This window comes from Dapis purpurea BLCC-M126, assembly GCF_050015975.1.
GTDB lineage: Bacteria > Cyanobacteriota > Cyanobacteriia > Cyanobacteriales > Microcoleaceae > Trichodesmium.
In genome coordinates, this window is record NZ_JBNHER010000148.1 from 22088 (window position 1) to 48615 (window position 26528).

The 26528-nt window shown below is 35.1% G+C and carries 18 protein-coding genes and 1 pseudogene; 14 read left to right on the forward strand and 5 right to left on the reverse strand.

The genetic code is table 11. From position 1 onward, the window contains the following. The first annotated feature begins 202 nt into the window (after window positions 1-202). On the forward strand, window positions 203-1849 hold the full coding sequence (locus ACP6PL_RS13180; RefSeq protein WP_426545718.1) for an urea transporter: 1647 nt from the start codon (window positions 203-205) through the stop codon (window positions 1847-1849). A 31-nt stretch (window positions 1850-1880) separates the two neighbouring features. Here the strand turns inward: ACP6PL_RS13180 and ACP6PL_RS13185 are convergent, their stop codons facing one another. Continuing rightward, entirely contained in the window at window positions 1881-2993 is a 1113-nt protein-coding gene (locus tag ACP6PL_RS13185; protein WP_426545719.1) for a tetratricopeptide repeat protein, read from the reverse strand. A 137-nt stretch (window positions 2994-3130) separates the two neighbouring features. Here ACP6PL_RS13185 and ACP6PL_RS13190 point away from each other — a divergent pair, with 137 nt between their 5' ends. The 3 genes from ACP6PL_RS13190 (at window position 3131) to ctpB (ending at window position 8118) form a co-directional block, all read left to right on the forward strand. Continuing rightward, entirely contained in the window at window positions 3131-3457 is a 327-nt protein-coding gene (locus ACP6PL_RS13190; RefSeq protein WP_426545720.1) for a YbjQ family protein, read from the forward strand. Window positions 3458-4660: 1203 nt separating this feature from the next. Then, a complete protein-coding gene (locus ACP6PL_RS13195) occupies window positions 4661-4987 on the forward strand; it encodes a hypothetical protein (protein ID WP_426545721.1) in 327 nt (108 codons plus the stop codon). A gap of 1823 nt (window positions 4988-6810) precedes the next feature. After that, the gene (gene ctpB / locus ACP6PL_RS13200; protein ID WP_426545722.1) at window positions 6811-8118 is read left to right on the forward strand and encodes a carboxyl-terminal processing protease CtpB; all 1308 of its coding nucleotides are present in this window, start codon (window positions 6811-6813) and stop codon (window positions 8116-8118) included. Window positions 8119-8269: 151 nt separating this feature from the next. On the opposite strand, the pseudogene ACP6PL_RS13205 reads toward ctpB, so the two are convergent. From ACP6PL_RS13205 to ACP6PL_RS13215, 3 genes and pseudogenes are all read right to left on the reverse strand, one after another. Further along, window positions 8270-8374 (reverse strand): annotated as a pseudogene (locus ACP6PL_RS13205) (molybdenum cofactor biosynthesis protein); the annotation flags it as partial. Window positions 8375-8619: 245 nt separating this feature from the next. Further along, the gene (gene psb28 / locus ACP6PL_RS13210; RefSeq protein ID WP_426545723.1) at window positions 8620-8955 is read right to left on the reverse strand and encodes a photosystem II reaction center protein Psb28; all 336 of its coding nucleotides are present in this window, start codon (window positions 8953-8955) and stop codon (window positions 8620-8622) included. A gap of 429 nt (window positions 8956-9384) precedes the next feature. Next, window positions 9385-10386, reverse strand: coding sequence for a M48 family metallopeptidase (locus ACP6PL_RS13215; protein WP_426545724.1), 1002 nt, complete (start codon window positions 10384-10386; stop codon window positions 9385-9387). A 1034-nt stretch (window positions 10387-11420) separates the two neighbouring features. On the opposite strand from ACP6PL_RS13215, the gene ACP6PL_RS13220 reads away from it, so the two are divergent. The 10 genes from ACP6PL_RS13220 to ACP6PL_RS13265 all read left to right on the forward strand — a co-directional run bounded on the left by ACP6PL_RS13220 (window position 11421) and on the right by ACP6PL_RS13265 (window position 25633). Further along, window positions 11421-12482, forward strand: coding sequence for an ABC transporter ATP-binding protein (locus ACP6PL_RS13220; RefSeq protein ID WP_426545725.1), 1062 nt, complete (start codon window positions 11421-11423; stop codon window positions 12480-12482). Between the two features lie 433 nt (window positions 12483-12915). After that, window positions 12916-13716 carry an ABC transporter permease gene (locus tag ACP6PL_RS13225; RefSeq protein ID WP_426545726.1) on the forward strand — a complete coding sequence of 267 codons (801 nt, stop codon included), beginning with the start codon at window positions 12916-12918 and terminating at the stop codon, window positions 13714-13716. 1080 nt (window positions 13717-14796) lie between these two features. Continuing rightward, complete coding sequence (locus tag ACP6PL_RS13230) at window positions 14797-16539, forward strand: GldG family protein (protein WP_426545727.1); 1743 nt, start codon at window positions 14797-14799, stop codon at window positions 16537-16539. 499 nt (window positions 16540-17038) lie between these two features. Further along, window positions 17039-17731, forward strand: coding sequence for a DUF4340 domain-containing protein (locus ACP6PL_RS13235; RefSeq protein ID WP_426545728.1), 693 nt, complete (start codon window positions 17039-17041; stop codon window positions 17729-17731). A gap of 259 nt (window positions 17732-17990) precedes the next feature. Beyond that, complete coding sequence (locus ACP6PL_RS13240) at window positions 17991-19142, forward strand: ABC transporter ATP-binding protein (protein ID WP_426545729.1); 1152 nt, start codon at window positions 17991-17993, stop codon at window positions 19140-19142. A 211-nt stretch (window positions 19143-19353) separates the two neighbouring features. Next, window positions 19354-20463 (forward strand): ABC transporter substrate-binding protein, encoded by a 1110-nt coding sequence (locus ACP6PL_RS13245; protein ID WP_426545745.1) that lies wholly within the window; start codon window positions 19354-19356, stop codon window positions 20461-20463. Between the two features lie 415 nt (window positions 20464-20878). After that, window positions 20879-21793: an ABC transporter permease gene (locus tag ACP6PL_RS13250; protein ID WP_426545730.1), complete on the forward strand. Its 915-nt coding sequence runs from the start codon at window positions 20879-20881 to the stop codon at window positions 21791-21793. Between the two features lie 516 nt (window positions 21794-22309). Beyond that, window positions 22310-23161 carry an ABC transporter permease gene (locus tag ACP6PL_RS13255; RefSeq protein WP_426545731.1) on the forward strand — a complete coding sequence of 284 codons (852 nt, stop codon included), beginning with the start codon at window positions 22310-22312 and terminating at the stop codon, window positions 23159-23161. A 681-nt stretch (window positions 23162-23842) separates the two neighbouring features. Continuing rightward, window positions 23843-24595 carry a Uma2 family endonuclease gene (locus ACP6PL_RS13260; RefSeq protein ID WP_426545732.1) on the forward strand — a complete coding sequence of 251 codons (753 nt, stop codon included), beginning with the start codon at window positions 23843-23845 and terminating at the stop codon, window positions 24593-24595. A 315-nt stretch (window positions 24596-24910) separates the two neighbouring features. Then, a complete protein-coding gene (locus tag ACP6PL_RS13265; RefSeq protein ID WP_426545733.1) occupies window positions 24911-25633 on the forward strand; it encodes a YdcF family protein in 723 nt (240 codons plus the stop codon). A gap of 282 nt (window positions 25634-25915) precedes the next feature. Here ACP6PL_RS13265 and ACP6PL_RS13270 read toward each other — a convergent pair whose 3' ends face one another. Then, entirely contained in the window at window positions 25916-26500 is a 585-nt protein-coding gene (locus ACP6PL_RS13270; protein WP_426545734.1) for a pseudouridine synthase, read from the reverse strand. Window positions 26501-26528: the final 28 nt, after the last annotated feature.

Genomic DNA, 26528 nt, shown 5'->3' on the forward strand with positions numbered 1-26528 from the left:
GCCAACAAAAAGTTTTTGTTAGTAGTAGGGCTTTAGCCCTATCTATAGCTTAGGGCTGAAGCCCTACTACTAACTCTAATTATAACTATTTAACCGGACATGATATTGGTCATAGAAAACCTACTACGACTTCTAACTTCTGACTTGCATTATAGGCTCTATCATCACAAAATATTCTAAATAAATTCAGGAATCATCTCTAATGACTGATAACCAACCTTCTATCACAAATGAAGAAAGTTCTCCTTTACATGAGTTACTCTCACGCCTTCTAGAATCTGAAAAAGTATCTAATAGACGTCTATTCCCAGTGATGGGAACTTTGCAAGACCTAAATCAAACTCTAGAGCATCAACCAGCACTAGATTTTGTTAATGTTACTTTCCGGGGTGTGGGACAGATCGGATTTGCCAACAATCCGATCAGTGGTTTCCTCTTCGTTATCGCAGTTTTCATTCAATCTCCCTGGGTAGCATTAATGTTGTTAGTAGGAGTTGTTGGTGCTACCCTAACCGCTTATCAGTTAGGTTTGGATCGACCCAGTATTCGCAACGGTATTTTTGGCTTTAACGGAGGTTTAATAGGATTAGCATTAGGTACTTTTGGTAGTTGGGGAAATGGTAGTGGAAATCCATTGTGGTTACTCGCAGTTGTTGTGTGTGCTGGTTTAAGTACAGTTTTGATGCAGCGTGTGGGTTTGTGGATGGCTGTGAAACTAAAACTGCCAGCTATGGGAGTACCATTCATAACTTTAACCCTAACTTTTCTGGCGATCGCTCTATACCTTCCCCAACCATTTTTTCAATTTGGTCCACCACCACCATTTCCCAATATTACTGAAAATCTCAATGGTATTAGTTTCTTTTTTGCTGTGATTTTTGGTATCAGTCAAGTCTTCTTCTCAAGCAAGCTGCTATCAGCAATTTTGATTTTTGTCGGATTAATACTGTACAGCCCCATGGGAAGTATTTTTGCCCTATTGGGTTCGGCAATTGGACTACTAACAGGAATGGCGTTGGGAATAGATCACAATGTGCTTTATTTTGGACTATGGGGATACAACTCGACATTGACAGCGATCGCCACTGGAGGAATCTTTTATGCTCCTAACTTGAGGAGTCTAGGGTCATCCTCTGGAGCAGCCTTACTAACAGCACTAATCTGTTGGATAATGAATGTAATTATGACACCCATTGGTTTACCCATTTTGTCAATCCCCTTTCAGTTGGGGGCTTACATTTGCTTTTTAAGCACAAAACGATTACTTCCTTCTTTAGTTCCTGTAGCACCTTATGCTATTGCTAGTCCGGAAGAACATCGATTTCGCTATATTACTGCCAAAGAGGTGATTTCCAGGTTCCGAAAGCAATTAAAAGAGGCAATCGAAGGCAGGCATCATCGGGTATTATTTACTAATGCTTCACAAGAACTAAAAGGAGATATACGCTATATTTTTGATGGAATTGACAGCAACAATAGTGGTAGTTTGTCCCTAAATGAACTAAGTTACCATTTTCAAAGAGCAGGAAACCCCTTAAAACAAGACGAGTTAAATCTTATCTTTTCAAGCATGGATGTGGATAGTAGTGGTGAGATTGACTTTGAAGAATTTGGCGAACTAATGTTACGGCATCGCTATTTGATGTCAAGGTTTGAAGAATTTTCCACTTACTTTATTCCCATTGATGCCGACAAAAATGGTGTTTTAGATATCCGTGAAATGAATGTAGTATTGGCAAGTGTTGATGAGTCTCCTTTTTCAGAGGAGGAAATTGCATTTCTATATCAAAAAACAAGAGAAAAAGACTTCACTTGGGAAAGGTTTATTGAAGTCTTATTAGTAATTTAATATCCAGTGTTGTTATTAACAACACTGGATATTAATCTTCCAATTCTGCTAAAGCAGTTTTCACTTTTTCCTCACCCTCAGAATTATCCTGTTCCTCAAACAGTTTTAAAGCTGTTTCAAAAAATCTTAATGCTTCTCTTTTACGTTCTCTACCTTGAAGAGCTAACCCCATTTTATAATGAGCATCTGCATTATCGGGACTTCTCTTAATGACTTGCCGATACATAATTATGGCTTGTAAATAATCCTGCTGTTCTAAAAGTATCTCTGCAGCAGCAAACCTAGCTTCCATTAAATCAGGATTAGCATAAGTAGCTTTTTGATAAAATTTCAAAGCAGCTTGAGTATTATTCTGTGCTTGATAAATTTCCGCAATTTGAAACTGAATATCTCCATTTCTCGGTGCTAGACTAGAGGCTAATTTCAGAGCAGCTAAACCGCCTTTAGTATCTCCAGTAGCTAATAAAGCAGTTCCCAACTTGATTTGTATCCCTGCATCTCTCGGTGATAATTGCACAGCTTGTTGCACTGCTGCTAATGCTTCAGGAAAGCGCTCTTGCTTCAATAATACTAAACCCATTGCAGCATGAGCTTCAGCATTCTGAGGATTAGACTGAATTGCTACTTGATATGCAACGATCGCCTCATTATATTTCTCTTGGCGAAACAATGTAGCACCCAAACCTAAATGAGCATTAATATTATTGCGATCTAGCAAAGAAGCACGGCGATAAGCTTCAATTGCAGCCTGATAATTTTCTAATCTGGCCATACTATATCCCAAACCATATTGAAAATCTGCATTATGAGGATCTATGGCGATCGCTTGTTGATAAAACTGAGCTGCTGCTTGGAAATTTTTCTGGAGTGCTTCCAAGTAGGCAATACCGGAATATATTTGTGCATTCTTGGGGTCTAAACGTGCTGCCTGTTGATATATTGTTATGGCAAGTTGATAATTTCCAGCATCGGCTAATTCCCGTCCCTGGCGTAGTAGTTTATCTAACTTTGAATTTGCAGTTTGATTACCTTGAGCCAATAGTTTGACCCCACAGCAAGGAACTCCATAAGCAATAGAAGGAATAGTGGCTGTTATTGTGGCCACCATTAGACTACTAAGTATTGATATTGTTTGTTTGTACACGGCCAGTCTGAAATTAATAGTGTTTATAGAAATGACTAATCATAGCACTTTGTTCAGGAATAATTGATTCAGTTTCTGTAGTATTTTTACAGAGAACAATAAGGCTGAGTCAAAAAAAACAGGAGATAATAATAAAGATGATTGTAACTACAACTGATATAATCGAAGGCGCTGAAGTTCAAGAATATTTAGGAATTGTCACTGCTGAAGTAGTTTATGGTAGTAATGCTCTGAGAGATTTCTTTGCTGGAATTAGAGATATTATCGGAGGTCGTACTGGCAGTTATGAAGAAGTATTTAAAAAGGGTCAGGAAGATGCGATCGCGGAACTCGAAAAGCGTGCTAGACGTATGGGTGCTGATGGAGTTGTTGGAATAGAAATAGATACAGGTACTATTAATGTGGATGAAAAAGGGGCTTTGCTATTAATCACTGCAACTGGAACAGCAGTTAAGTTGGCATAAGTTTTATCAGCTTATAGCGGTTTTCATAATTAGTAGAACATGATAGGGATGTTCCATGGAACATCCCTACAAGATTTTAGTTGTGATGTGAGGTCATGTATTAGCAAAAGCTGTTTAAATTGCATATTTAGGTAGGAACCTATATCTGAAATGTTTCTACCTTAATTATTGTAGCTAGTGTGGGCAAAAGGTATTTTATGGCCAACAATAGTCTAAGCTTCTCCACAAAATGCTTTTCTTCTAGCTAAAACGCTGAGTTATGATTGCCTGATTTTAATGACCAATTTTGGGGAATTTCCCAGTCTCTAATTTCCTCTTTTCTCCCATTGATTATGATCGAACTTTACCTTATGGCCTAAAAGCTGATTTATAAAATAAATATTAAGAAGCTAAGTTCTTTGCTAGACCTAAATTTGGTGAGTAACAGTCTCTGAGAACCAATATCCCTCAAAACTAGGTGAAATAATAATTTCAGCGAAGTTTATCAATCACCTCTAAGTAAATGCAACATTCGAGTGGATAAATTTCCGAGTTTTATGAAGTTTTGATGAAGTTGTTAGAAATTTGGCAAACTTGCAGAAACTCCATATAACATCCTAAATAAATTCATCTGAAACCCTTGACCAAAAAGAACTACAGAAATTTACAATAGCCTGGTCAATTTTTTGGCCTTTATATTTTTTACTTAAATATTGCTACAAATAATTAATTTTTAATCATAGCCTTTTTCCTTATTAATACTTGTGCATATCAATCAGATTATATATCAATAAAACTCTATACCCACAACATATAAAATTAAGTGCTCAATCATCTTTCCGTCTCATTATCCCCCAATTATTTGTGCTTATATACAATTAAAATCACTATTAATTAAATTACTCAAAGTTTTTTATGGTTCAATAAATTTATTTTTTTACCATATATAAATTTAATATCATCTTGATTTTATTTATTTTTAGGCAATAAAAAATGTTAATTATTTGTAGTTAATATTTTAAGATAATGAATATTATTAATCTTCAGAAGAATTATGAAGGTTTGATGAAGTTGCGTAGAAGTACTTGATCTTGAAACAATTTCAGGATTAATATCTGTTTATATATACAAGTTATTAAAAAATTAATAGCCTCAATTTCTTCTAGTTTACTTAGACTATTGAGGTATAACACCTATTGTATTTTGTGATTATTAGGGGTAGAAATGTTGATAGAAAATACTTTGATGAAGGGTGGTCGGTCTACTATTGAGCGTCAGCTTAGGAAGAAAAAACTCAAATTTATCTCAAAAATATTAATATTGACAATTTTGTCTGCAGATGTGTTATTCTTAGTAGGATTTATTGGGTATCATTTATATGGTAAATGGGTTGAAGCTAATAAGAGTATATATCCTGTAGTAGTTCAAGAGAAGCAAAAGATATCTCCTACGTCAATTCCTTGGATTAAAAACAAAGCACAATGTTTACGCTCTAATAGAACGTGGGAAGATGATAAATGCTATGACTCCGAATGGAGCCATTTATTTTAAAGAATGCTATGACTCCGAATGGAGTCGTTTATTTTAAATATTGAAGCTATTTATCTATAATTATTAAATATAAATTATAATTATATTATATACATCTTTTTTAATCATCTTGTATAGAATTCCAAATAACTCTACACATTCTTTCATTTGGAATTGGAAGAACCGCAAAATTGATTGGCATTTATCCACCCTCTCTTTGAAAGGACATGATGATTAGGAGATAAGATAGGTAGCACAATTTTTTGTATTTCATAATTATCACTTGGCACAGAAAAAATTTATGTAACAGAGTCAGTCAAGATAGCCAACAGCATTTCTAACAGAAAATGGAAAGCTCTATCGGTTGTTAGCATTGTTCTGTGAGCAAATTTCAAGCTAATACTCAGCAGTTGTAGATTTATAGAAACAGAAAAATCTGCCACAATAGACTGTTTGTAAAAGGAATATTAAATCCAGGCTTAGGGTGGTTTAGCAAGGCAAACGCATCTAAATTCTGGAAACTTGTGCCGTTAAGCTTTAGAGAGATAATGAGTATAAATACTTAGAAGTCTGATATCCTTGCCCTGTCATAACTTCAAAATAAGATGCGTTTGCCCTGGGTGGTTTAGGCAGCAATACTTATGAATCGCCAACCAAAATCTTAACTGTCCGACGTAACCCACCGAACATACCGAAAATTAAGCACTCTAGCTATCTTAATCTTTGCTTGTGCATTCACTCTCTTAGAGCCTAAACCTGGCTTATTTCTCCTTGTCCTTCTTACTTACTTTGTCATCCTCCAAAATCAAACAGAACTGCTGCGAGAATAGAGAGGGTAGTTTTCAACCAATCTTTAGATAAAACTAAAAAAATTGTTGGTTTGTCAAGACTATTTTAGCTCAAATTTTCTTTTAGCCTCCTTCGTATTTTATGTGGTGCGATCGCTCCTTTCAATTAACTCATAATTTGGGTAGTAGCAAATTTTACGAGACTGACTCCTTCAAAAACAAATTTCTCTAATTGTTCTGCTCTTCCTGAGATGATTCCCAAAACTTATAAATAGGGCTTGCTGAAAAAGTCTTTTAGTAGGGGTAGGAGACAGGATACAGGAGATAAGATACAGGAGTAACGGGGAATTTAGATAAGGTAGAATTCAAGAATTGAGAATTGAGAATTAAGAATTACCTCTTCTTTTCAAGGAGAGGATTGACGAACAGGAAAATTTTGATTTATTATCCCCTTAAAACGGGAGGCTTTAAACCACAATATTTCGGTAAGAATTATCCATTGATTTTTCTGCCCAACTATGCGCCTAAAATACTAACTTTTTGAGCGTTTTAGACTGAAACAGGCGCACTTTTTTTGACCCAAAAAAGGCACTTGTCTTTATATCTCAATGCTTTTAAATTTAATCAGCCAGCCCTAGATATATTGAAGGAAATCTTGCCTTACCTAGTGGACAATCTTTGTTTTATGTTAGGATATTAACTATACCCTATTAAAGATTCATACCTATACGAGCAGAGTCGATCAAAATAATTGGCTGATTAATCCCACCCTTTAAGACGAAATGTTTTTGCAGGGTTGCTCACCCATCCACATCAAAAAAACAACTTCTGAATTCCTTAATATGTGGGACTTCAGAAAAAATAACTTTAAACCTCGCTTTTCCCTAAAATTATTCTGATAGTGCATTTCCTAATGACTATAGATACAATAGATACAATTATCAATATCCTCAGCCAATATCCTAGTATATTAGGTTTCCTCAAATAAGGACTATCCTTATATCATAAAATATTGGGAAAGTCAACCGAGTAAATGTCCAACTACCAAAAAAATAAATGAACTCAGCTTCAAAACAGTTTTCTTTTATTCAAAATATTTTATATAGTGGAGTGATAGCCACAACAGCAGCTTTATCTTTATTAACCCCTAGCTTGAGTAAGCCTGCTGAGGCAAATTTAGAAAATAGTCCCAAAGTAGTTTTGGACGAAGCATGGCAAATTGTTAACCGCGAGTATGTTGATGGTAGCTTTAATCATACAGATTGGCAAGCTACTAGGAAAAGTTTATTAGAGAGAAACTATACATCCCAAAAACAAGCTTACAAGGCATTACGTGAAGCTCTAGATAAACTGAATGACCCTTATACTCGTTTCTTAGACCCAGAACAGTTTAAAGCTCTAACAAATCAAACATCAGGGGAAATGTCTGGAGTGGGAATGCAACTAAAGCAGGAAGAACTTACCAAGGCGATCGCCGTGGTGGACGTTGTGGAAAACTCTCCAGCGATGAAGGCCGGTTTATTACCAGGAGACAAAATTGAAGCAATTGATGGTAAATCTACTGCTGGCTTAAGCGTATCAGCAGCAGCCAAGCTGATTCGAGGTGATGTAGGTACAAAGGTAGTGCTGCGAGTTATTCGCTCAGGAGATCAAGAGTTTGATGTGACTTTGACAAGGGCAAGAATTGAATTACAAGCAGTTCGTTATGACCTCAAGCGAGAAGGAAATCAGCGTATTGGATATATCCGTTTACAAGAATTTAGCGCCCATGCTGGAGAACAGATGGAAAAGGCGATAGAAGACCTGGATAATCAAAATCCTGATGGCTATGTTTTAGACTTGCGGGGTAACCCAGGGGGGTTATTGCGTATTAGTATAGATATTGCTCGGATGTGGATGGATAAAGGTGCTATTGTCAGCACAGTTGACCGAGATGGAGATAGACAAGAACTGCGGGCAAACCGTTCAGCTTTGACTGATAAACCGACAGTGGTTTTGGTAGATGGTGACTCAGCGAGTGCTAGTGAAATTCTGGCAGGAGCGCTAAAAGATAATGGTCGTGCCGTAATTATGGGAGACCAGACTTTTGGGAAAGCTTTGGTACAGTCAGTACATTCTTTATCAGATGGTTCTGGTTTGGCAGTAACTATTGCTCATTACTACACTCCGAAAGGAACTGATATTAGTAAAAAAGGTGTTACTCCTGATGTGGTTCTCAATTTGACAGACTCTCAAAAACGAAGGTTGTATCGCAAACCAGAAGCGATCGCTACTACATCAGATCCATATTACGCCCAAGCTGTTAATCTTTTGAAAAATAAAGTATTGTTGCGCCCTTTAGTATTAAAGGAACAAGAAAATTAAATCAATGAGTAACGAACAGGCAAGATGCACATTCTATAAATTTAGTCACACTCAGAATTTAACTTCTGACTTCAGCTATAAGTGGGATGGGCATCCTACCTATCTAACAAATATAATTAATAGGCATCTTTGCCTATTCTACAAAACTATTTTAACTTTTACGAAGTTGCAAAACTAAGTGAACTAATTCTGGTAATATTCGCTTTTCTACAGCAAGCCTGACAGCGTTAGTAGAACCTGGAAGTGAAAATACTAGTGCAGGATGACGGATTCTATAATAGAAGGATTGGCTAAAAGTAATTTTTTTATTTTTTTCCCTGAATGGAGAAACTTTATATCTTAATTTTTTGGTAAAGAATTAATCTGTTCAACTAGAGATTGTCAGAGCTGCTGTTATATTTAGGAGAAGTTAACAGTAAATTATTTGTTTTCTGTTTTAGGGAAGTCCACGGAAATAGCTAGACATCCCCAGGCTCAAAATCTACTAGCCTGGGGGAATCATCAAGCCTTATTAAATTCTAAACCATACTCTTTAGCATAACGCTCCATAAAACGCATAAAACGCTCCCATTCTTCCAGAGACTTCATAACATGATATCCCTCAAGGAATTTAGGCTCGCCATTGACAAATCTAGCCTTAACTTCGCGACTAGTAATTTGGCCTTCTTCATCAATCAGATACATCCCTGTAATTTCTTGAGTCACATCTTGGCCTAAAGCCTTGGGATTCTCAAAAATCAATGTGGCTGTTCCCTGATTACCACTACGAGAACGAGTTAGACGTACTTCTGGTATAGCCTCTTCATCCATACCTTGAATAAACTGAATTGCACTCATTAGTATTTTTTTAATCCTTAATAAATCCTTAAAATATTATTATAAACACAATCTTCATCAGACCAAAAGTTAAGTAGCTAAAATCTTTACTTGAAAATATGCTAAAAAATAATCAGTATAGAAACTGGGTTTGTATTAGAAGCCCTACTATATTGATATCTATCTCTCATAAACCTGGTTTCTTAAATACTCCAAAGCAAGCGTACTTGATATCATGTCCGGTAGCATTGGTATTGTATAGAGAAGGTAAGGAAGAAGGAAGAAGGAAGAAGCTTTGAGAGAAGAAAAAACCTTAAATATGGTGGATATTTTCCCGGCTTTTACACAAATGATACCAACGGACATGATATGATATGAAAACAGACAAAATCAGATTTAGCAAATAGTTCTTAACTATTTGTATTTGTAGGAATACCAAATTTTGAATATTTACTGACCGAATAAACGTTCTACATCATCTGTAGAAGAACTGCCACGACTAGAATTAACTCTTAAAGATGCTCTATCTTTAGATAAACTGTAAGTCAAAGGTTTAGTTTCAGAAATAAGTGCTCCACCTTCTTCTGCTAAAGATGTAGCTGGAAACTTGACCATCAAATCTTTAAAAGCTTCGATACGCTTAGGTACAGTAGGATGAGTTGTGTCAAATTCGGCACTTGGTGTTTGCCCGAAAACTTTCATTGCTCTTAAACAACCTTCTGCCTCAAAACCTGCCTTTGCTGAATATAAGTATCCCACTTCGTCAGCTTCAAATTCTCTTTGACGAGCTTCTTCAGCAAGAGTTTGTTCCAACTCTTCTTTTTTCTGGGCGACAATTTCATCTATTCTTTCTTGAGCTACCTTCGAGCGTTGACGACTAGCATTACCCAATATAGCAGCACCAAATCTTCCTACTCTTCCACCAAATATTCTTGCTGCACTACGTCCAATAGACATACCAGTTGCCTGTGCTTGAGCATTCTGCTTTTTTGCCAAAGCTTCTCGTTGAGCTTCTTGTTGAATTTGCTCAATTAAGGCCACTTTTTCCGAAGGAGATAAAGCTATATGCTTTTTAATATGATGACCCATTTCATGGGCAACTATACAAGCTATTGCTGAAGCATCCCCGGTAAGTTGCTCTAGAATACCATTGTAGATAGCAATCAGGTTAACGTCGGTAGCAAAAGCATTAATGTTGTACTCTGGAACAATTACGATCCGCCAAGGTTTTTCATCAAGTTTATTGGCCCTGGCAATGCGTTCCAGGATTCGATATAGTGCATAAAAGTCTTCAGGTAGTTCTTCTTTGGCCTGTTGGTATATACTTTTTGGTTGTTCCGTTGGGGGAGAATTTTCTGATGATGTGGGGTTTGCCTTAACCGATGGTTGATTGGTGGGTAGGAGAAGCGCTATTGCTGCTAATATACCTAGTATAGTTTTGATTTTCAACATGATATTTCAACCGAAAGTTAAACTAATTTTTTTCTGCCTCAAGATAGTTGGCATCTGGAGAAATTTTGGTTAAGACAATCATTGATAGTAAGCTTGAGATTGGTGTTGAAAAATACACAATAGTGAAAATTTATTCAATTAAATTATAAGTTATTATTTTTGTAAAATCAAAATAGTAGATGATTGGAAATATAAAAAGGAATTTTATTAAAAGTATGTTAATATTTAGTACCAATAATTGATAGGAAGATCGGGATATTCATAAGTAGCATCATATTTCATATTAGATATATAGGCAATGATTGGATAAAATAATTGTTATGGTTAAACAATTAATGATTTTTATGTTTGTGACAGCTATTTGTGTAGTATCACCAACTAAATACAATGAATAATTAATAATTAACTCTTATGGAATATAAGGATTGGTTAGAAAGAATTTATTTTCTTCTCTTGATAGTATATAGCCCAGAAAAAGTTGGTTAAGACATAGATTGATCATGCATCAGGTTATAAAATATTTTCCCAATACTCCCTGTTGTTTAGTTTACTTTAAATTATGTCTTGTTTAGTATCGAGCATCTATTCTCAAATCTCAAATATTCTTATTTGAAAACAAATTGTTTTTTAGAAATGTTTTGAGGCTGATTTCAGATTAAATTACTTTCTTTCACTCGCTATCAATTGCAGCAGACATAGTTATATTTAATTATACTTAGTGCCGGATGACGGAAATATGTTACCAGTGACAAAATACTCAAAGCCTTACCAATCAAAACTTCTAAATTCCCCTCCCAGGAGGGGTTAGGGGTGGGTTAACTCCTGAATTCAGACTTCCGCGTAGCGGTACTAGCTACTTAACTACGACTATCTTGTTTAATTTACTATAAAGTTTCCCAACCTTTGTGAGGTAAAGTTATTGTTCTTCTTTTCTGTATCCCTATTTCCTAAAAGTGATAAATTATTGTACCTCACCAGTACAATAATAGTTATATTAGAAATTAGAAATTAATTTTTAGGAATATAAATTTATAATGATTGAAGTTGAGAAGTTAAGCAAAATTTATGGTTCAACCTCAGCGTTGAAGGAAGTTTCTTTTGCTGTACAACAGGGAGAAATACTGGGTTTTTTGGGTCCTAATGGTGCAGGTAAAACTACAACAATGCGAATCTTAGCTGGATATTTGCCTGCTACAAGTGGTACGGCTAAAATTGCTGGTTATGATGTCCATGAAGATTCGATGGCAGTAAGACAATTGATTGGTTATTTGCCAGAAATACCACCATTATATTCAGAAATGACGGTGGAAGGATTTTTATTTTTTGTAACTAGAATTAAACAAGTTCCTGCAGGTGATCGCTCTGCTAGAGTTAAGTTGGCAATCAGAAGATGTGGGTTATTAGATAAGCAAAAAGTTTTGATTAGAAAACTATCAAAGGGATATAAACAAAGGGTTGGTATTGCTCAAGCTTTGGTACACGATCCCCAGGTAATTATATTAGATGAACCTACTGTTGGTCTTGATCCTAGACAAATTATTGAAGTAAGAAATTTAATTAAAAGTTTAGCTAATGACCATACAATTATTTTATCTACTCATATTTTGCCAGAAGTTAGTATGACTTGTAATCGAGTAGCGATTATTAATCAAGGTGAAATTGTAGCTACGGGTACTCCTGAAGAAATGAGTAATAAGTTAGCAAGTGGGTGGGGATATGAAGTAGAAATAGAAGGAGAAACTCAGCAGATAGAAACAGGGTTAAAATTATTAGCTGAAGTTCCGGGAATTGAATCTCTAGAAAAAATCAAGTCAGATAATGAAAGTCGCCTCAGATTACAAATAAAATGTAAACCTGAATTGGAACCAGGAAAAGAAATTTCTAATACTATTGTTACTGCTGGTTTGGGTTTATGTGAACTACGTCGAGTTCGTGCTAGTTTAGAAGATGTTTTCTTAGGTTTAACTACAGGTGAAGTTGCTATAAATTCAATGGTTAAAGTATCGACAAATTCTGTTATAGATGAGGAAAAATCTGAGAGAAATATTAAGCTAACAAAGGATAAAAGTCAATTACCTGACCCTTGGGAAAATTGAAGTGTATGATAAAATATTGTATTATATTCAGGTAATTAGGGCTGGCTGATTAATTATGAAAGTATTCACAGATAAAGACTTTAGGATTTTTTAGCCTTTAAAAAGTACCAGCTTTTTGGTGGATAGAGCTGCAAAAAGTTAGTATGCATGAGATGATTATGGCAGAAAAATTGAGGAATAATTTTTCGAGTACCTTCCCTATAATTCCCATTTATCCTGTCTCCTGTCTCCTGTCTCCTGACTCCTACCCTTACCCATAAAACTTTTGAGCGCAAACCCTAATTAGTAATAGATTCTTTTTGTTTGTAGTAAAGCTCTAGCTGATGAAATGTATCTTCTTGTTCAAGGAAAACTACTAGCTTCTAAATTATAACTATTCAAACGGATAAAATATTACAACCTATTTAGGTTTGCTATATCAGGAATTCAACTAATGCTAATAATAATAAGTAACATTATCGCAATTTACAGAAAAGAATTACAAGGATATTTTGCCTCACCATTAGCTTATTCAATTACAGGAATATTTTGGCTATTGGGAGGATATTTTTTAGTAGCTATTTTATTAGGACCAGATGGAATTATTCAACAAATTGCGACTAGAGACCAATTAGGAATTACAGAGCCTCCAGTCGATGCACCCTACGAATTTTTGAAAGCTTATCTAGGGATTATGGGTTCTCTATCTTTATTTTTATTGCCTATGTTATCCATGAATTTATATGCAGAAGAAAGAAAACGAGGTACTTTAGAATTATTAGCAACCTCACCCCTAACAAACTGGTCAGTAGCAACAGGAAAATTATTAGCTGTATTAACATTTTATATTTCGATGGTCTTGCCATTGTTAGGATTAGAAGCAATCGCTATTAATGCAGCAGAACCACCTATTTCGCCAGTGTTACTTTTGTTAGGACATGGAGGATTAATATTACTTGCTGCGGCAGTATTATCATTAGGAATGTTTGTTTCTTCTTTGACAGATAGTGCAATTTTATCTGCCATTTTGACATTTGCTTTAGTATTATTTTTGTGGGTAATTGATGTTGTCGCAAATAATGTTAGTGGTGTTTTAGCAGAGATATTGAAACATTTATCAATGCTGACACATTACACTAATATTATTCAGGGACTTGTAGATACTAGCAGCATAATTATGTTATTGAGTTATGTTGTTTTAGGAGTATTTTTAACTGCTCAATCAATTGATGCTTTACGATTCCAACGTTCCTAAGCTATAGGTTAAAATAACAATATAGTTTCTCATACAGATCAAGTAATTATTAGGTTCCCTTTCCTATTAACTGTTCCCTAAAAGTTACAATTTTTTCCAAAATTGAACTGGGAAAGGTCAGAGAATTTTCCAGAGAATGTCTGGAGGAAAGCATAATTTTTTATTCTGCTAGAAATTCCTGTGATTATTTGTGAATTTTACCGAATAATTAAATAATTCAGGGAAAAAGTAGTCGTTTTGCTGGCGTACAACTTAGTACTTCGGCTTTCGTCTATATGAAAAACTTTTACGATAGCATTCTGTAAGGAAAGTTTCGCGTAGGTTGAGATGGCGAAGTTTCCAGCTCTTACAGAGCCGCTCCACAATTCAGTCGCTCGGCGTTTTTCATGTCGGCGACAACCGTTAACGAAGTTGTGCGGATCGCTAAACGCCATATCCAATCTCCCCTCGAGAAAAGTGCTATGATATTTCCTTATCTTCAATCCTCTCGCTTTTAACAAGAGGTAATTATCCATTGTCCATTATCTATTAATGAATGTTTCCTCAACCATATAATTGTCTCTTCATCTTTTCAAGAAGATGGTTTTCTCCAAAATTTAACTGTGGGAATATCAGAGAATTTCCAGGAAACTATTTGTGGGAAAAGGTAAATTTTTCTCCTGCCATAAATTCCTGTAATTATCATTCATAATAACTATATTTAATTATGGAGAGCAAAAAAATAATTGGAGACAAAAATTATATTTAATAATGAAGAAGACAGAAAAAAAAGGATATAATGTTCAATTGCTTAAAGATCGATCCCTCAAGTAATTACAGACAACTCAATCAATATTATTTTAGCCAACGTATTATACCAAAATTCCCGAAAAAAAACTTGCGGGGAGGCAGAAAATTAAGACTTAATTTGACTATAACAAGAGAAAAAATATCTTCTTAATTTATCCTTTTTCCTTTGAGCTTCTAGGGGAATTAAGTAAATCATTGATTGCAGAAATCCCTGAATTTATTTATAATACTGCTTCTCCCTTATTCCTGATTTCCTATTCAAGACAATTTACAAATAGAAAAAAAGATAATATGAAAATTATCAAAGGTACTTGGAGTTATTTATTTTGGCTAGGACCAATTTTAACTATTATCGGTGTATCAGCAGGTTTTGTTTCAGGAACTTGGCAACCCATACCATTAGCTTTGATAACTGCTAGCATAGTAATAATTGGTTTATGGATTTTTTATCAAGCTTATTCTGTCGAACAAAACTCAACCAGAAATTGGTGGAGCGGTCGAGCAACTGAAGCTGGCACAAATGCAATTTTTTCTACTATTTCCGTACTGATAATTTTGGCACTAATTAACTTTCTAGCAGTTCGTTATCAAACTAGAATAGACTTTACTGAAAACCAAAAATTTACACTATCACCACAAACTATAGAAGTATTAGAAAATCTCGAACAACCAGTCAAACTTTGGATATTTGATAGAGGCGAGAATCCCCAATATACTCAACTAATAAAAAACTATCAAAGACAAGCAAATGGTAAATTTAGGTTTGAGTTAGTAGACCCTCAAACACAACCGGGAAAAGCCAATCAATTTGGAGTTAAACAGTTAGGAGAAATTCATCTCGAAGTGGGAGATAAAAAAGAAGTTATTATTAGCAGACAACTAGAACTTCTAACCGAATCTAAACTTACAAATAGTATCGAAAAAATACTTGGTACTAGAACTTTAAAAATATATTTTCTTCAAGGTCACGGGGAACGAGAATTAAAAGAAGGCCAAAAAGGTTTTTCTGAAGCTGTTAATGCTCTTGAAAATAAAAATTACATAGTAGAATCTATCAACTTGGCAAGTATTTCTCAAGTACCAGAAGATGCAGATGTTGTGATTATTGCTGGTGCTCAAAGAGAATTTTTAGAAGCAGAAATTACTGCTTTACAAGAATATTTAGACCAAGGTGGCGGTGTATTGATAATGTTAGACCCAAGCACCGACCCAGGATTAAATGATTTATTTGAAGAGTGGGGTGTATTAGTTGACGATCGCTTGGCAATAGATGACCCAAAAATTGGTCGATTAGTAGGTCTTGACCCCTGGGTGGTATTAGTTACCCGGTATGGAGAACATCCTATTACTCAAGATTTTGGTAATGGTATCTCTTTATATCCCTTTGCTCGCCCCATAGAAAGTGAGGCCATAGATGGGATAGAGGAAAGTCCTCTAATTTGGACTAATGACCAAAGTTGGGCAGAAACAGATTTAAGGGGTCAGTTAAGGTTTAATGAAGGCCGCGATCGCATTGGGCCATTATCTTTAGGTGTAGCTTTAACTCGTTCTCCTGTTCCGGAAAAAAGTCAGGAAACGGAATTAGACCTTACTCCTATTCCTCCACTTCCTGGTCAACCACCTGATGAACCTGTGACAACTTCTACTTCAAAATTAGAAGCCGAAAAAGAAACAACTTCAGCAGAGGTTATTACCCCACTTCCTGGTCAACCTCCAGATGAATTAGACTCTAGTAAAATAGAGGAAAAATCAGAAAATAAATCGGAAGAAGCACGTTTAATAGTGTTAGGAAATTCTCAGTTTGCTACAAATGGTTGGTTTCAACAACAACTGAATGGAGATGTTTTTCTTAACTCAGTTTCTTGGTTAAGTAAACCAGAACAACAAACACTTTCTATTAGTCCGAAAAAAACCACAAATCGTCGTATTGCAATGACTTTAGTCCAAGCCAGATTTTTAAGTTGGATGGCAATTATAATTTTACCAATTTTAGCTTTGGCAATTGGTGGAATAATCTGGTGGCAGCGACGTTAATGAATTTAGAATTTAGAATTCAGAATTCAGAATTTAGAACAGGACTTACGCAAGGGCACTAATTGTAGTGACAATATCCAGAATAATGCTGAAACTATACACCATATATAGTGGTACTACGTAAGTCCTGTAGAATTCAGAAGTTAGATTTTTACTTTGTTATTTTGATTAAACTAGAAAAAATATTTAGCTGATAACTGATTAACAAGAAACCTAGTTTATTACCTTGATTATTATTTTTCCGAAATTTTGCCTATAAACCCGGTTTTTGGGTAAGTCTTAAGACTTTGATGATAGAACAGATTCCAGCTTAATATGGTACAACGAACAAAATAAACATTATTTGCCTATTCCCTATTAGACATTTCCAATAATAAAAAATAGAATCAATTATCCGATAGAAAAAATTCATTATTTCTCCCTGCTCCTCTACTCCATCTTTTCTGGAGAGGTCTATTTTCCTGCTCGCCGCTCCCTACTCCCTAAAACCATAAATAATATGAAAATCAAGAAAACAACTTTAACATTAATGTTAACAGCACTTGCTTTAGGAGGATTTGTTTACTTATATGAAATTCGAGGTAAACAACAACAAGCAGAAATAAAAGAACAACAAAAAGAAGTATTTGATTTTGAGTTAGAACAAATTCAGACTATTACTATTAAACAAGATCCAGAAACATTAACCTTAAAAATAGACGAAGAAGCAGAAGAAAAAAACTGGAATATAACTACACCTGTAGAAAAAGAAGCTGATTTACAAACAGTAGAATTTTTGCTAACCGAACTAACAAACTTAAAAAGCGATCGCTTCATCACTACTTCAGCTTCTCAGTTATCAGAATATGGTTTAGAAAAACCAGAAATAACTGTAGAAATTCAACTCAAAGATGGTAAAACAAGTCGTCTATTTTTAGGTCAACCAGACTTTAATGGTAATTTTATATATTCTCAATTGGAACCGGAGGGAGAACCGCCGGAAGAGGTATCTGTTTTGTTGTTATCTGTCAATTTCAAAAATGTCTTAACTAAACCAGTTTCCGAATGGGAAAAACAAGAAAATTCAGATGAATCATTGGATAAAATAGAAGAATCTACCAATAAAAAAGAACAAGGAGAAACAACTGAAAATTCATCTAGTAATCCAGAAGTTTCTCCCTCACCCACCGATGACTATTTATTGACAGAATAGCTATATTTATAGATAGAAAAATCAGCAAAAAAAATTATAGCAATTCCCAAAGGAGTAGAGAGTAGTAATTCTGGTTCGGTGGGAATAGAAAAGAAGAAAGAAAAGAAGAAAAATAATATTTATCTAGTTAATTGGGCTGCCTTTACTTAAATTTGTAAAGTGTAATAGCCGGAACTGCTAAAATACTAGAAAATATAATACTTAAATTAGTTGAAAACCCAATTTCCCAAGTATATTCCTCACTCAAGACATAATAATTATGACTCAAACTGCACTGAATATTGGGACGAGCGTAACCAAAACCCAAAACGACGTCGAACTGCGTAAGGTATTCAAAGTATTTGAAGGCCATACAGCAGTAAGGGGTGTGGACTTCAATATTCGTCAAGGAGAATTTTTTAGTATTCTAGGGCCTTCTGGCTGTGGAAAAACTACCACATTACGCTTAATAGCTGGATTTGAAACCCCATCAGCAGGTGAAATAATGATTCGAGGCCAATCTATGAGCCAAACTCCTGCTTATCGTCGTCCAGTAAATACTGTTTTCCAAAGCTATGCTTTATTTAACCATCTGAGCGTTAAAGATAATATTGCTTTTGGACTACGAATCAAACGTTTAGGAAAAACCGAAACTGAGGAAAAAGTAGCACAAGCTTTGCAGTTGGTGAAAATGGATAAATTTGCCGATCGCTATCCTAATCAAATATCTGGTGGGCAACAACAACGGGTGGCTTTAGCAAGGGCTTTAGTAAACCGTCCAGCAGTATTATTATTAGATGAACCTCTCGGCGCCCTAGACTTGAAACTACGCAAACAAATGCAAATGGAATTGTCCAATTTACATCGAGATTTGGGGGTTACATTTGTGATGGTAACTCACGACCAAGAAGAGGCCATGAGTATGTCTGACCGTATTGCTGTGATGCACGAGGGTAGAATAGAACAAATAGGCTCTCCTCAAGAAATTTACGAGCGTCCCGAAAGTCCATTTGTGGCAGATTTTATTGGAGATACAAATTTATTTCAAGGTCGGGTTGAATATAGTAATAATTCCAGTATGGTTGTTAAAACAGATAGTGGTCTAAAGATATCTGTAGAACAATCAAAAGTGAGTGATAAGGAACAAAATGGAGAAATCTATGGAGGTGCTTCAGTTGTTGTAAGTGTGCGACCAGAAAAAGTTAATCTGAGTTTATATTCTCCAGATGTATCAGAAAATTGTTTTGAAGGCAGGTTGACAAATGTAATGTATATGGGAACTCATGTACATTATCAAGTAAATCTGTTGTCAGGCGATCAGATGATGGTAAGGCAGCCAAATACAGAAGGAACTTTACCCAACCAAGATACTCCTATCTATGTTTACTGGGCAAAACAAAATTGTTTGGCTTTAAGTGAATCAAGAACATAAAAATAGTTAAACACAATTAAAAAACTTCATTAATTGATAATGGATAATGAAGAATGAATAATTATCAATTATTAGGAGAGACTTTAAACTAACTAGATTAATTATCAATTATCAATTATCCATTGGTAAACTTACTTTTGACTTTAAACTTTTTGTAACTACTGTGCCTCCAACTAATTTACAGAAATACCAGCGAAATAATGTAGCGAAATTGAGTTCTCAGCAAGATACTCCTACTTCTAGACGTAGATTTCTGAAAGCGTCAGCAGCTACCATCGCAGTTTCAACCCTTTCTAGTTGTGGTTGGAGATTAGCCGAAGTGAAATCTAACCCCAGAATGCAGGGTAATTCAGATTTACTCTATATATATACTTGGGCAGGGTATACAGATCAAGATTTGCTAGATCGCTTCTACGATGAAACTGGTATCAAAGTAGTTGCAGATGTCTTTGACTCTAATGAGTCAATGCTAGCTAGAGTACAAGCAGGGGGAGGAGGAGCATATAGCATTATTTATCCATCTGATTATATGGTGCAAAAAATGGCTGCCCTAAATTTGCTGACAGAGTTAGATCACTCTTTAATTATTGGTTTAGACGATCTGTTTCCCCAATTTCAAGACCCCATATATGATCCAGGTAATGTTTATAGCGTACCCATAAGTTGGGGAACTACTGGTTTAATTTACAATAGTAAACTGTTACCAACAGCGCCTAATGATTGGGATTATCTCTGGGAAAATCGAGATTTAGTATTGAAGCGGATGACTTTAGTGAATGACGTGCGCGAGGTAATGGGCTGTGCTTTAAGAAAATTAGGATATTCTTACAACTCTACCAATGTAGAAAATATTAAGCAAGCTTACGAAGAGTTACTCATACTCAGACCAGCGATCGCTTCCTTTACTACAGATGGTTGGCGGTCTCAAATTTTGGTAGAAGATTTGTTGATTGCTATGTGTTATTCTTCTGATGCAGCAGAAATTAAACCAGAAAATGAAGATTTAGAATATATTACCCCACGCAGTGGATCCTCCCTGTGGACAGATACATTAGTAATTCCAAAAAATGCTCCTAACCCAGATGGTGCTTATCAGTGGATTAACTTTATGTTACAGCCAGATATAGCAGCTGAAATTGTAGAAAGACTCAGTTTTACGACAGCTTCTCGTGAAGCTTATCAAATATTACCAGAAGAACTAAAAGAAGACCCTACTTTATTTCCTCCAGAGTCAATTATTGAAAGGTGTGAAAGTTTAGCTCCACTAGGTAAATATGAAGAAGTTTATGAAAGGTACTGGACTAAATTAAGAAGTGGATAATTTTCATTAATTGATAATTGATAATGAATAATGGATAATTACTCCTGGTTAAAACCATAAGGGAATTGAATACAAGGATATCTCCTAGCACTTTTTTTCTGCTTTAAAGGAGAGGCTTTAAAGCTAATATAGCAATTATCAATTATCCATTGGTAAAGGAGGAATAAGGAAGAAGACAAATTCCTGAGTTTATTTATGGAATTTTTCTACTAACTTTTTTAATTCATTGAATTTTCAGTAAAAGTTAATAAATTTCCTGGTTCCTGAAAATATAGAACCGAATATTACTCGATCAATTTTTAAACTTTTATAGCACTACAAAAAAGTGTTTAGGACATTGATAAAATTAAAATCATTATACAGTCATTAGTTTTGATTTAAGCTGATAACTGATAACTGATAACTGATAACTGATATGAATACACCTACTAAACCATCTGCTCCAGCTTTCCCTAATTCTCAGTCAAAACATGGTATAAGTCAAATATTTTCTAAACTTTTGGGTCCTGTAGTTTTACTAGGTCCAGCAGGTTTATGGTTACTGTTTCTATTAGTATTGCCAACTTTAGTAATTTTTGAGCTGAGTTTAGTAGAAAATATTCGACCAGGAGATTTAGTAATTCCTGACGGTATAGGTAACTATTTACGAGTATTTGACCCCTTGAATTTAAAGGTAATTTGGCGTTCAATATATTTTGCTATAGGTACAACAATTTTATGTTTATTGTTAGGGTTTCCTGTAGCTTATTGGATTGCTTTGATGTCACCGAAACAGTGGCGAAATCTACTTTTATTGGGTTTTATTCTGCCACTTTGGACTTCATCTTTGTTACGTTCTTATGCTTGGATTACAATTTTACGCCCTACTGGTGTATTAAACTCAATTATTGGAATTATCGGATTACCACCTTTGGAATTATTGAATAGAACTCCGGCAGTTTTGATTGGCATGAGTTATAGTTATTTACCTTATATTGTGACAGTTCTTTATGCTTCTTTAGAAAAATTAGATCGTAGATTATTAGAAGCATCATCCGATCTAGGTGCTACTCCTATACAAACTTTTTGGAAAGTAACAGTTCCTCAAAGTTTACCTGGTATTGCTGCAGGTTCTTTGTTAGTTTTTATTAGTTCTTTAGGAGATTTTGTTGACCCAGAATTATTAGGTGGTGCTTCGAGTATGACCGCTGCTCGATTAATTTATAACCAGTTTTTAGGAGCTACTCAAAATTGGGGTTTTGGTTCATCTTTGAGTATGGTTTTGATTTTTGGGGTGAGTATAGCGATCGCTCTTTTACTAAAATATGGTGATGGTAGACCATCCAAGTAAAGTCAAAAGTTAGAAGTCAAAAGTCAAAAGTCAAAAGTAATATAGCAGTTATTTAATCTATGAGGTACAGTTTTATATCCTCCCCCTTTATACTATCCCTTACCCATAAGTCTTATAAGCATTCCAGGGTGGGGAGTTTGGGGAGTTTGGGGAGATGGTTTAAGTAGCTAGTCAGAGTTCGCAAATGGTGAACTTGCCTTATTCACTTTTAGTAACCTCTGTCCTAGATATGAGAAATGGCAGATTTGTCTTCTCTTCCCCCTCTTCCCCCTCTCCTGTCAGGAATTCGATCTTATGTGAATAAAGCATAGCCCCTTTGTAAGGAGGGAGCCAACAAAAAGTCCCCCTTACAAAAAGGGATTTAGGGGGATTGTAATTACGCTTCATAACTGTGGGAATTGATATATAGTTTTTTTCATATTAACTATCACCATAAATTCAAAAGTTAGAAATCAAAAATGCTACTCCCTACTCCCTATTTTGAACAAAAAATCAAGATTAACGAACAAGTTAAAGATGACAAATACAGTAACAACTCAAGAAGATAATATCCCAATAGATATGTCTAAATCTCAGATAAAACCTCAACTTTCTTGGCAGGTAATATTGACAATTTTAATGTTCCTGTTTATGTACTTGCCAATTTTTGTATTGACTTTTTATAGCTTCAATAAATCTAAATACAGTGCTGGATGGGAAGGTTTTACTCTACAATGGTATGTCAAACTTTTTCAGGATACTAGGATTTTAGCTGCTCTCCAAAATAGTTTAACTGTAGCTTTTTTTGCTGTGGCTGTTTCAGCAGTTATTGGTACTTTAATGGCAGTAGGTTTGGCAAAATATAAGTTTCGTGGTAAGTCCTTATATCTGGGTATTTCTTATCTACCATTAATTATTCCTGATATAGCGATCGCTGTGGCTACTTTAGTATTTTTAGCTGCATTGGCAATTCGATTAAGTTTATGGACAATTATTGCAGCTCATATTGTTTTTTGTTTGGCTTATGTAGGCTTAGTTGTCTCTACAAGATTAGCAGATTTAGACCCCAATTTAGAGGAAGCGGCTCTTGATTTAGGAGCAACGCCAGTAGAAGCTTTTATTCAAGTATTATTACCCCAATTAATACCAGGAATTTTGTCTGGTTGTCTGCTAGCTTTTGTACTAAGTATGGATGATTTTTTAATTGCTAGTTTTACTTCTGGGAGTGGAGCAACAACATTGCCAATGGAAATTTTTAGTCGGATTCGTACAGGGGTAAAACCAGATATTAATGCTCTCAGTGTAATTTTAATTATAGGTTCAGGAGCAGTTGCTATTGTTGGGGAATTTTTGCGGAATAATGGTGAAGCAAAGAAGAAAAATCAGTAATCGGATATCAAATTCGGGTAGTTATAATTTGCCTAATCAATCTGAAATATCGGCAAATCATCCTTTAATAAATGTTTAGAGATTGAGTCTTTTTTGTGATGTAAAATTTGATTTATTGACGACATTTTTACTCTTTCATTAAGCAACTTTAATCGAGATTTAGTCAGATTATTGATAGTTACATAATCTTTAAATACTTACCAAGAGCTAATTTTGATGCCAAATAATTCTTATCATTAATTTTTATAGTTATCAGACCTTTGAACGAAGTCAGGAGTCAAAAGTTGTTTTTGTCACTAGGAATTAGATCGACCCTCCAAAAACATATAGCCTTATAATAAATTCATGCCTAGATAGTTATAGTAAAATGATGAAAAAACTGTTATTAAATTTCCTGCCGATGTAGAGGCAAAAATCAAATTAGAGTTGTTGGGATAAAAAACAATTTATTATGGTTATCAGACAGTTTTTAGTCAAAAATTAAACATTTTTACTCTCAGAAAAAATAAATATTATAAATTCTTACCTCCTGACTCCTGACTCCTAAGAACAAAGCTACTATAGTAATATTTTATGGAATTGGTATTAAAAGGCAGGCTTTTAGACCCAATTATTTTGATAATTATTAAATATATAGAATATATATAAAGTTCACCCTAAACACTAAAATAGAAACTGAAAATGGTTCTACAAATACCAGCTACCCCAGCAACCAAATCAGAACCAAGCGTAACTTGGACAGGACTACCAGCAGATTATATCTTACCAGATGACCCAGTGGAAAATATTCAGCAACCTGTCTTAGCAGCAGCACTTACTGATGCTTTAGGTGCGGCAAAATTCATTCAACCGCAAATCTTAATTGGTTCCAATTTCGGATTAGTAGCTACAGTCAACAAAAAAATAGTAGTCAAAGCTCCTGATTGGTTTTATGTCCCTCAAGTGCAACCTGTGGAAGAAGGAGTTATTCGTTGTAGTTACACTCCTAATCTAGAAGGGAAACCCATAGCTGTAGTTATGGAATTCCTTTCGGAAACAGAATATGGCGAACTATCAGTACGTTCCACTCCACCTTATGGGAAACTTTATTTTTATGAGCAAATTCTCAAAGTACCTACTTATGTAACTTACGACCCTTATGAATTAAGTATAGAAGTCCGTAGGCTGCAGGATGGAAGGTATAAATTAGAGTCAGCTAACGAAAAAGGGTATTTTTGGATACCAGAATTAGAGTTATTTTTGGGAATATGGCCAGGAGAAAGACTAGGGCAAAATATTAACTGGCTGAGATGGTGGGATAAGTCAGGAAATTTGTTGTTGTGGAGCAGCGAACAAGCCGAACAGGAAAAACAACGAGCTGAACAGGAAAAGCAAAGAGCCGAAAAATTAGCTGCTAAGTTACGGGATTTGGGTATAGATCCTGATTCTCTATGAGCAACTTAACTAAAGAATAGGGACTAACATGATATTCGATAGTATATGCCTAACAAAAACGGTTAATATTATAGCAGTTTTCATTAATATAGAGTACAGAGATTTGGGTTTAAAGGAAGAAGGAAGAAGGAAGAAATTTTGTAGTCTACCTTTGTGAAAACCGCTATAAATTACTTTAGTTGACTGTAATATCAGCAATGGGTTTTGAGAAGAAACCCTTACTGACTCCCAATTTATACACGGAGGTTATATGTAACATTCCAAAAAAGTTAATTTGCTCGACATGACATAACACAAGATAACAAGATAATTTATATGCCAGAACATCCCACCATTCGTAGAAACAAGAAAATTAGAAAAATACTACTGTTGATATTTTTGCCCATAGTTTCTGGTGTGTTAGTGTGGTTTGTGGGAAATACTATTTTGCTAAACTCAGCAGCAAAAGCTCCTGTTGATGCTTACTTGGTTTTGGGTGGTAGTATTAAACGGGAAATTTATATTGCTCAAGTGGCTAAACAATATCCTCAGATACCTATATTAATTTCTGCTGGTTCTAAAGATCCTTGTATTGTGGGATTATTTCAACGGGTAAATGCTCCTGTAGAACAGGTTTGGTTAGAACATTGCGCTAAATCTACTTTTGGTAACTTCTTTTTTGCTATGCCAATTTTGGAAAAATGGGGAGCGCGACATATTAAATTAGTCACATCTCCTAGTCATTTACCCAGAGCAAAGTGGTTGGCACAAATTATTCTAGGTTCTCATGGAATCTGGGTTGAAACTGATATTGTTAAGGAAATAGGTAGACCAGGAAATCAAGAATCTCACCTCAAGACAGGTTTAGATGTTATTCGTGGTTTGATATGGGCGGTGGAAAGTCAGGTAATAGAACCAAAATGTACGGATGTGGTAAAACTATCACAGGTCAATATGACACAATGGTGTAATGATGGTTTTCGTTGTGAGCATCAAGCCAAATTGAAGCAAGAGTCAATTTGTGGGAAAAAGGGAATAGGGAATAGGGAACAGAAGTAATGTCCTAAAGTATTTGCGTAGCGCTATAAAACTTCAACTATGAATTCCAAGTTTGAAAAAAGTAATGTTACAAAAAGGTGCATCTTAATCAGAGATACTTGAACTTATCCCACTATTCTAAAAATGCTTTATTTACTTAAGTAAAGTATTCGTGAAAAGCTGGATTTTTCGTTTTTATTTTAAGAGAAAATAGAATATTCTATCCCACATTTCCGAAGCTTTCCTACGGAATGGTGCGCAAACAGCTAGGAGTACTGATAACTGAAATGACTCCTGACTTCCCTATATCTGCTTGAGATATTCAATTTCAGTTGAATTTAGGTATCGCCACTCACCAGGCTTTAGTTCCCCAAGACGAAGATGAGCGATCGCTATTCTAACTAACCGCAGTGTGGGAAAACCTACTGCTGCTGTCATCCTTCGCACTTGACGGTTACGACCCTCTGTGAGGGTGATTTGTAACCATGCAGTGGGTACAGTTTTGCGAAATCGAATTGGTGGGTTGCGGGGTGGTAGAGAGGGTTCTGCAGATAACAATTTAACTTTTGCGGGTCGTGTTTGATAATTTTTGATCGTTACACCTTCCTGTAGTTGCTTCAATGCTTTTGTATCTGGTATTCGTTCTACTTGTACCCAATAAGTACGAGGATGAGCAAATTTAGGATCGGTTAGTCGATGTTGAAGTTGTCCGTGGTTTGTTAATAGTAAAAGACCTTCACTATCTTGGTCTAATCTGCCAACTGGATAAACTGAATCAACTGAAATATACTCTTTTAGAGTATGATGTTGATGGTTACTATCACGATTGTGAGTAAACTGACTCAAGACATTATAGGGTTTATTAAATAAAATATACCGATAAACCATAAATTTTAGTTATTATATACCAATCCTA

Coding starts and splice junctions, on each gene's coding strand:
- ACP6PL_RS13180 (WP_426545718.1), top strand. CDS start 203: ATGACTGATAACCAACCTTCTATCACAAATGAAGAAAGTTCTCCTTTA.
- ACP6PL_RS13190 (WP_426545720.1), top strand. CDS start 3,131: ATGATTGTAACTACAACTGATATAATCGAAGGCGCTGAAGTTCAAGAA.
- ACP6PL_RS13195 (WP_426545721.1), top strand. CDS start 4,661: ATGTTGATAGAAAATACTTTGATGAAGGGTGGTCGGTCTACTATTGAG.
- ctpB (WP_426545722.1), top strand. CDS start 6,811: ATGAACTCAGCTTCAAAACAGTTTTCTTTTATTCAAAATATTTTATAT.
- psb28 (WP_426545723.1), bottom strand. CDS start 8,955: ATGAGTGCAATTCAGTTTATTCAAGGTATGGATGAAGAGGCTATACCA.
- ACP6PL_RS13215 (WP_426545724.1), bottom strand. CDS start 10,386: ATGTTGAAAATCAAAACTATACTAGGTATATTAGCAGCAATAGCGCTT.
- ACP6PL_RS13220 (WP_426545725.1), top strand. CDS start 11,421: ATGATTGAAGTTGAGAAGTTAAGCAAAATTTATGGTTCAACCTCAGCG.
- ACP6PL_RS13225 (WP_426545726.1), top strand. CDS start 12,916: ATGCTAATAATAATAAGTAACATTATCGCAATTTACAGAAAAGAATTA.
- ACP6PL_RS13230 (WP_426545727.1), top strand. CDS start 14,797: ATGAAAATTATCAAAGGTACTTGGAGTTATTTATTTTGGCTAGGACCA.
- ACP6PL_RS13235 (WP_426545728.1), top strand. CDS start 17,039: ATGAAAATCAAGAAAACAACTTTAACATTAATGTTAACAGCACTTGCT.
- ACP6PL_RS13240 (WP_426545729.1), top strand. CDS start 17,991: ATGACTCAAACTGCACTGAATATTGGGACGAGCGTAACCAAAACCCAA.
- ACP6PL_RS13250 (WP_426545730.1), top strand. CDS start 20,879: ATGAATACACCTACTAAACCATCTGCTCCAGCTTTCCCTAATTCTCAG.
- ACP6PL_RS13255 (WP_426545731.1), top strand. CDS start 22,310: ATGACAAATACAGTAACAACTCAAGAAGATAATATCCCAATAGATATG.
- ACP6PL_RS13260 (WP_426545732.1), top strand. CDS start 23,843: ATGGTTCTACAAATACCAGCTACCCCAGCAACCAAATCAGAACCAAGC.
- ACP6PL_RS13265 (WP_426545733.1), top strand. CDS start 24,911: ATGCCAGAACATCCCACCATTCGTAGAAACAAGAAAATTAGAAAAATA.
- ACP6PL_RS13270 (WP_426545734.1), bottom strand. CDS start 26,500: ATGGTTTATCGGTATATTTTATTTAATAAACCCTATAATGTCTTGAGT.